Origin of the sequence: Streptomyces sp. SID4985, from assembly GCF_009863025.1 — a bacterium.
In the GTDB taxonomy this organism is placed as follows: domain Bacteria; phylum Actinomycetota; class Actinomycetes; order Streptomycetales; family Streptomycetaceae; genus Streptomyces.
The window spans coordinates 1-6,473 of sequence record NZ_WWIR01000191.1 but is presented as its reverse complement, the minus strand read 5'-3'; the positions used below and the strand labels follow the sequence as shown (position 1 = coordinate 6,473).

Below are 6,473 nucleotides of genomic sequence, written 5' to 3'. Positions count from 1 at the left end.
GTTGACGGTGTTCTTCAGCTCCAGCATCTCGCCGGCCACGTCCACCGTGACCTTCTGCGACAGATCACCGTTCGCCACGGCGGTCGTCACGGCCGCGATGTCCCGCACCTGCGTGGTCAGGTTCCGGAAGACCGTGTTGACCGAGTCCGTCAGGTCCTTCCAGGTACCCGCCGCACCCGGCACGTTGGCCTGGCCGCCGAGCCGTCCCTCGGCACCGACCTCGTTGGCCACACGCGTGACCTCGTCCGCGAAGATCCGCAGCGTCTCGGTCATCTGGTTGATCGTCTCGGCGAGCTGCGCGACCTCACCGCGCGCGGGCACCGTCACCTTCTGCGACAGATCACCGTTCGCGACCGCCGTCGTCACCTGGGAGATCCCGCGCACCTGGGCGGTGAGGTTCCCGGCCATCGTGTTGACGGAGTCGGTCAGCTCCTTCCACACCCCGGCCACCCCGGGCACCTGCGCCTGACCGCCCAGGATGCCCTCGGTGCCCACCTCACGGGCGACACGCGTCACCTCGGAGGAGAAGGACGACAACTGCTCCACCATCGTGTTGACGGTGTTCTTCAGCTCCAGCATCTCGCCGGCCACCTGCACGGTGACCTTGCGCGAGAGATCACCGCTCGCGACCGCCGTCGTCACCAGGGCGATGTCGCGCACCTGGGCGGTCAGCCGGTTCGCCATGGTGTTGACGGACTCCGTCAGGTCCTTCCAGGAACCCGACATGCCCCGCACCTTGGCCTGACCGCCGAGCTTGCCCTCGGTGCCGACCTCGATGGCGACCCGCGTCACCTCGTCGGTGAACGTGGAGAGCTGGTCCACCAGGTTGTTGACGGTCCGGCCCACCTTGAGGAACTCGCCCCGCAGCGGATGCCCGGTCCCGTCCGGCGCCTCGGTGCGCAGATCCATGCGCGGCGACAGATCGCCCTCCGCGACCGCCGTCAGGACCCGGCTGACCTCCGAGACCGGCCACACCAACTCGTCGACCAGCGCGTTGGAGTTCTCCACGGCGGCCGCCCAGGAACCTTCACAGGCGCCCGTCTCCAGCCGCTCCGTCAGCTTGCCCTCACGGCCCACCATGCGCCGTACCCGGGACAGCTCACCGGTCAGATGCAGATTGCGGTCGGCGACCTCGTTGAAGACCGCCGCGATCTCCGACATCACCCCGTCGCCGGACACCGTGAGCCGCTTGCGGAAGTTGCCGTCCCGCATGGCCTCCAGAGCCGACAGCAACCGGTTCAGGGCAGCCGTGTCCACGACGGTGGTGCCCCCGCCCCTCCGCGCGGACGGTCCGCCCTTCGCGCGCGTCTTCGTGCCCCGCGTCGCTGCGCCAGACTCCACTGTGTCCCTCCCGGAGGGGTAGACCGTCACTGCCGTGCCCGGCGGCGCCGGCCCGGTGCGCCGCCGGCCGGCGCACCGGATTGCTTCCGCGTACTCGTCACCGCCCGGCCCGCAGGACCGCCCGGTACTTCTGCCGATACCGCTGTCCGCGAAGTTCCGGCCGCACCAGGGGCTGCTGCCCACCGCTCAGGGAACACACGCGGGGTCCGGCCGGACCTTCATCAAAATCCTGCCCAGTGTTTCACCCCGGCCGAACCAGGCCATAACAGTTCGGCAGCTTCGCACATCGTCCGCACACCCTGGGGGGTAAACACCGGTGACCGGCATCCGCTCGGACGGCGAAGGTAAGTAACCTTGCACCGGGCTGTCCAGCCGCACCGGCCCGGCCGGCCCGAGCGCCGAGACGACGAAGAGCGGTTATCGGAGGGGCGGCCGCGGAGCATGACCGGAGCGATCCCGGGGGAACAGCCCCCCGAGCAACGGCCGACGGGCGAGCCGATGCCGCGACAGCGGCGCGTGCCGGCCGGCCCCATCGCCTTGCACGTAGACGACAGGTCAGGGAGTTCTGTGATCACCGCGCGCGCGGCCGCCAGCTTCGAGCCCGTGGGGCGTTCGGTCGCGACCGCCCGGTCCTTCGTCCGCGACACCCTCCAGGGCTGGGGCTTCGCCGACATCGTCGACGACGCCGTGGTCCTCACCAGCGAACTGGTGACCAACGCCGTCGTCCACGCGGGCACCGAGGCCGAGGTCCTGTGCCTGCGCACCGAACCCGGCGTACGCATCGAGGTCTCCGACCGCTACCCCGAGCGCGAGGTCCCGCTGCAGAACGCGCACGCGGTCATGGGCAGCCCCGACCGCGAGGGCGGCCGCGGCCTCCAGCTCTGCGCGGCCCTCGCCTCCCGCTGGGGCGTGGAGTACACCTCCACCCACAAGAACGTCTGGTTCCAGCTCGACCTGCCCGAACGCGCGCTCGGCACGCGCACCGCCGGTCCCGCCCTGCCCACCGATCTGCTGCCGACCGCCGACGGCCGGGTCCGCGTCGCCGTCCTCCAGATCGACCGCAAGGGCTCGGTCAGCGCCTGGAACGAGGACGCCGAGGAACTCTTCGGCTACGCCGCCGACGAGGTCGTCGGCAAGCCCCTCACCGACCTCGCCGCCTGGCCGCACACCCCGGGCACCGGCACCGGCATCGCCGAGGCGCTCCAGCTCTCCCGCTGGGAGGGCAGCTACGGCGTCCGCCGCGCCGACGGCCGCGTCACCCCCGTCTACGCCTCCCACCTCAGAGTCCGCGACACCGGCGGCGAGCCCTCCACCGTCTGCCTCCTGGTCCGCGACCACGAGCGCGCCGTCCTCCAGACCCCCTCCCGCGTGCCCGCGGGCGACCAGGGCGGCGCCGACGGCCCGAGCGCCGACCCCTTCGAGGTGTTCATCGGCTCCCCCGCCCCGGACGACCTCGACGGCCTCCTCCAGCGCACGGTCGAACGCGCCCGCGACATGCTCGACGGCGACTCCGCCTTCCTGCTGCTCGCCACCGACGACGAGACCGAGCTGGAGGTCCGCGCCTCCACCGGCCTGCCCTCCGCCCGCCAGCGCTTCGCCCGCGTCCCTGTCGAGGCGGGCCCCGGCCGCTACGGCTCGGCACGGATGCCCGCCGTCCACGAGGACCTGACCTCCGTACCCGGCGCGGTTCCCCTCCTCGCGGGCACCGGAATGCGCTCGGTCGTCACCGTGCCGCTCAAGGTCGAGGGCCGCCTCACCGGCTCCCTTGGCGTCGCCGCCGAGGGCCCCGGCCGCTACTCCAACGAGGAGGCGCTGCGCCTGCAGTTCGCCGCCGACCGCATCGCCCTCGCCGTCGAATCGGCCCGCCTCGGCGAACTGGAACGGCTGCGCAGAGGCTCACTGAGCTTCCTGGTCGAGGCCTCCGACCTCCTGGCCGGCACCCTTGACCGCGACCAGACGCTGGCCCTCATGGCCCAGATGACGGTGCCCACCCTGGCCACCTGGTGCGCGGTCTACACGATCGCCGACCCGGCCTCCGACCCGTATCTGTCGTACGTCCTCCACGAGGACGAGGAACTCATCGACGGCATCAAGTCCCTGCTCTCGAAGATCCCCCCGCCCGAGCCGGTCCTGACGCCCGGCGCCCAGGTCTGGCCGCAGCCCGGCGAGGTCGCCCACCAGGCGGCCCTGCGCAGCTCCATGCGCAGCCTCGGCCTGGCCGGCGGTCCCGCCCAGCAACTCACGGCGAGCATCGGCCCCACCCTGGCGACGGCCTCCGCCGTCGGCGGCGAGACCGTGGTCCTCCCGCTGGTCGCCCGCAACCGCGTCATCGGCATGCTGACCCTCGGCAAGCCCACGGACGAACACTTCCGCCAGGAGATCCTGGAGCTGGCCGAGGACCTCTCCCGCCGCGCCGCGCTCGCCCTGGACAACGCCCGCCTGTACTCGGAGCGCACGGCCATCAGCCAGTCCCTCCAGCGCAGCCTGCTCCCCCCGGGCCTGCCGCACATCGACGGCGTCGAGGTCGACGTCATCTACCGCGCGGCCGGCGAGGGCAACGAGGTCGGCGGCGACTTCTACGACCTCTTCCCGATCGGAGACGGCGCCTACGGCTTCGCCATCGGCGACGTCTGCGGCACCGGCCCCAACGCGGCCGCCGTCACCGGCCTCGCCCGCCACGCCCTGCGCCTGCTGGCCCGCGAGGGCCTCAGCGGTCCGGCAGTCCTGCAACGACTGAACTCCGCGATCCTCGACGAGGGCGACCGCAGCCGCTTCCTCACCCTCCTCTACGGCGAGTTGCGCCCTCAGGCCAACGGCGGCGCCGAGATGAAGGTGGTCTGCGCGGGCCACCCGCTCCCACTGCGCCTGCGCCAGGACGGCACGGTCGAGACCGCCGCCGAACCCCAGCCCCTGCTCGGCGTGATCGAGGACCTCGAGCTGTACGAGGAGACAGTCACCCTCGACCCCGGCGACGTGCTCCTGTGCGTCACGGACGGCGTCACCGAACGCCGCGAGGGCACCCGCATGTTGGGCGACGACGGCCTCGCCGACGTCCTCACCACGTGCACGGGCCTCACCGCGGGCGCGGTGGCCGCCCGCATCCTGCGCGCCGTGGAACGCTTCGCCTCCGACGCCCCGTCCGACGACATGGCGATCCTGGCCATGCGGGTTCCGGGCCTTCAGCAGGACTGAGGCCCGGGGCCGACCGCCCCCCGGACATGAAAAAGACCCCGCCCGAATGGGCGGGGTCTTTTCTGCTGAGCCCCCAAACGGAATCGAACCGTTGACCTTCTCCTTACCATGGAGACGCTCTGCCGACTGAGCTATAGGGGCCTTGTCGCTTTCGAGGTTTCCCTCGCCGCAACAAGAAGATCGTACCCCGAACACACACGGGTTCCCAAATCCGTTCGGGCCCGATCATCAAGCGGGCTGAAGAAGTCCCCCAAGTGCGTTGCAGGCGGCGGCGATCCGGTGCATGTCCCGCTTCGTCAGCGCGGCCTCCACGGGCAGCGCCAGCGTCTCGTCGGCCGCCCGCTCGGTCTCCGGCAGCGACACACAGCGCCGGAATCCCGGCAACCGGTGGACGGGCGTCCGCACGGGCACCCGGCAGTCAACTCCCCTGGCCCGCAAGGCACGCGCGAACGCGTCCCGGTCCGGCCTCCCGTTGCCCGGCACCCGCACCACGTACTGCTGATAGGTGTGCCCGTCACCTCCGGCCGGAGTGCGCACCCCCTTGAGCCGCGCGTCCAGATACGCGGCCCGCTCCCGACGGGAGGCCAGCTCGTCGTATGGCGTCTCGGACTCGCCGTGCTCCAGCACGAACAGCCCGTGCCGCGCAGCGACCTCGCCCAACGTCCCCGTGTCCGCCTGCCGTCCGAAGCGATGCACGACAACGAGAGCCGCGGTACGCGGAGTTACCGCCGCCTCCACGGCAGCGGCGTCCAGACAGTAGGTGACGGGGTCTATGTCGGCGAAAGCCGGCACCGCTCCCGCCCGGATCACGGCCTCGGCGATCTCCGCGTTCCCGAAGGCCGGTACGACGACCTCGTGACCGGCGTCCACGCCGGCGGCCCTGAGCATTTCAGCGGTAGCCATGGGCCCCATGCTTCGCGGGCAATGTGAACGTAAAGTTAAGCAAAACAAAAAAGGGCTGGCCCCTGAACCGAAGTTCAGGAGCCAGCCCTATCAAAAGGAGTTCGGCGGCGTCCTACTCTCCCACAGGGTCCCCCCTGCAGTACCATCGGCGCTGTGAGGCTTAGCTTCCGGGTTCGGAATGTAACCGGGCGTTTCCCTCACGCTATGACCACCGAAACACTATGAAACTGTTTCAGCCAGACCATGTGTGGCACATGGCGGTGTTCGTGGTTTCAGAACCAACACAGTGGACGCGAGCAACTGAGGACAAGCCCTCGGCCTATTAGTACCAGTCAACTCCACCCGTTACCGGGCTTCCATATCTGGCCTATCAACCCAGTCGTCTACTGGGAGCCTTACCCTCTCAAGGAGGTGGGAATACTCATCTCGAAGCAGGCTTCCCGCTTAGATGCTTTCAGCGGTTATCCCTCCCGAACGTAGCCAACCAGCCATGCCCTTGGCAGGACAACTGGCACACCAGAGGTTCGTCCGTCCCGGTCCTCTCGTACTAGGGACAGCCCTTCTCAATATTCCTACGCGCACAGCGGATAGGGACCGAACTGTCTCACGACGTTCTAAACCCAGCTCGCGTACCGCTTTAATGGGCGAACAGCCCAACCCTTGGGACCGACTCCAGCCCCAGGATGCGACGAGCCGACATCGAGGTGCCAAACCATCCCGTCGATATGGACTCTTGGGGAAGATCAGCCTGTTATCCCCGGGGTACCTTTTATCCGTTGAGCGACGGCGCTTCCACAAGCCACCGCCGGATCACTAGTCCCGACTTTCGTCCCTGCTCGACCCGTCGGTCTCACAGTCAAGCTCCCTTGTGCACTTACACTCAACACCTGATTGCCAACCAGGCTGAGGGAACCTTTGGGCGCCTCCGTTACTCTTTAGGAGGCAACCGCCCCAGTTAAACTACCCATCAGACACTGTCCCTGATCCGGATCACGGACCGAGGTTAGACATCCAGCACGACCAGACTGGTATTTCAA

Annotated in this window: 3 protein-coding genes, 1 tRNA gene and 2 rRNA genes; 1 reads left to right on the top strand and 5 read right to left on the bottom strand. The window is 69.3% G+C overall.

The genetic code is table 11. From position 1 onward, the window contains the following. Positions 1–1,341 (bottom strand): HAMP domain-containing protein (locus GTW40_RS07615; protein WP_343245631.1); only part of this gene is annotated, 1,341 nt, incomplete at its 3' end. Between the two features lie 441 nt (positions 1,342–1,782). On the opposite strand from GTW40_RS07615, the gene GTW40_RS07610 reads away from it, so the two are divergent. Then, a complete protein-coding gene (locus GTW40_RS07610) occupies positions 1,783–4,533 on the top strand; it encodes a SpoIIE family protein phosphatase (protein WP_161179390.1) in 2,751 nt (916 codons plus the stop codon). A 68-nt stretch (positions 4,534–4,601) separates the two neighbouring features. Here the strand turns inward: GTW40_RS07610 and GTW40_RS07605 are convergent. The 4 genes from GTW40_RS07605 to GTW40_RS07590 all read right to left on the bottom strand — a co-directional run. Then, a tRNA-Thr gene (locus tag GTW40_RS07605) sits at positions 4,602–4,674 on the bottom strand. An 87-nt stretch (positions 4,675–4,761) separates the two neighbouring features. Then, positions 4,762–5,421, bottom strand: coding sequence for a DegT/DnrJ/EryC1/StrS family aminotransferase (locus tag GTW40_RS07600; protein ID WP_161179392.1), 660 nt, complete (start codon positions 5,419–5,421; stop codon positions 4,762–4,764). Between the two features lie 114 nt (positions 5,422–5,535). Next, positions 5,536–5,652, bottom strand: a 5S ribosomal RNA gene (gene rrf / locus GTW40_RS07595). An 86-nt stretch (positions 5,653–5,738) separates the two neighbouring features. Beyond that, positions 5,739–6,473, bottom strand: a 23S ribosomal RNA gene (locus tag GTW40_RS07590); the annotation flags it as partial.

Coding starts and splice junctions, on each gene's coding strand:
- GTW40_RS07610 (WP_161179390.1), top strand. CDS start 1,783: ATGACCGGAGCGATCCCGGGGGAACAGCCCCCCGAGCAACGGCCGACG.
- GTW40_RS07600 (WP_161179392.1), bottom strand. CDS start 5,421: ATGCTCAGGGCCGCCGGCGTGGACGCCGGTCACGAGGTCGTCGTACCG.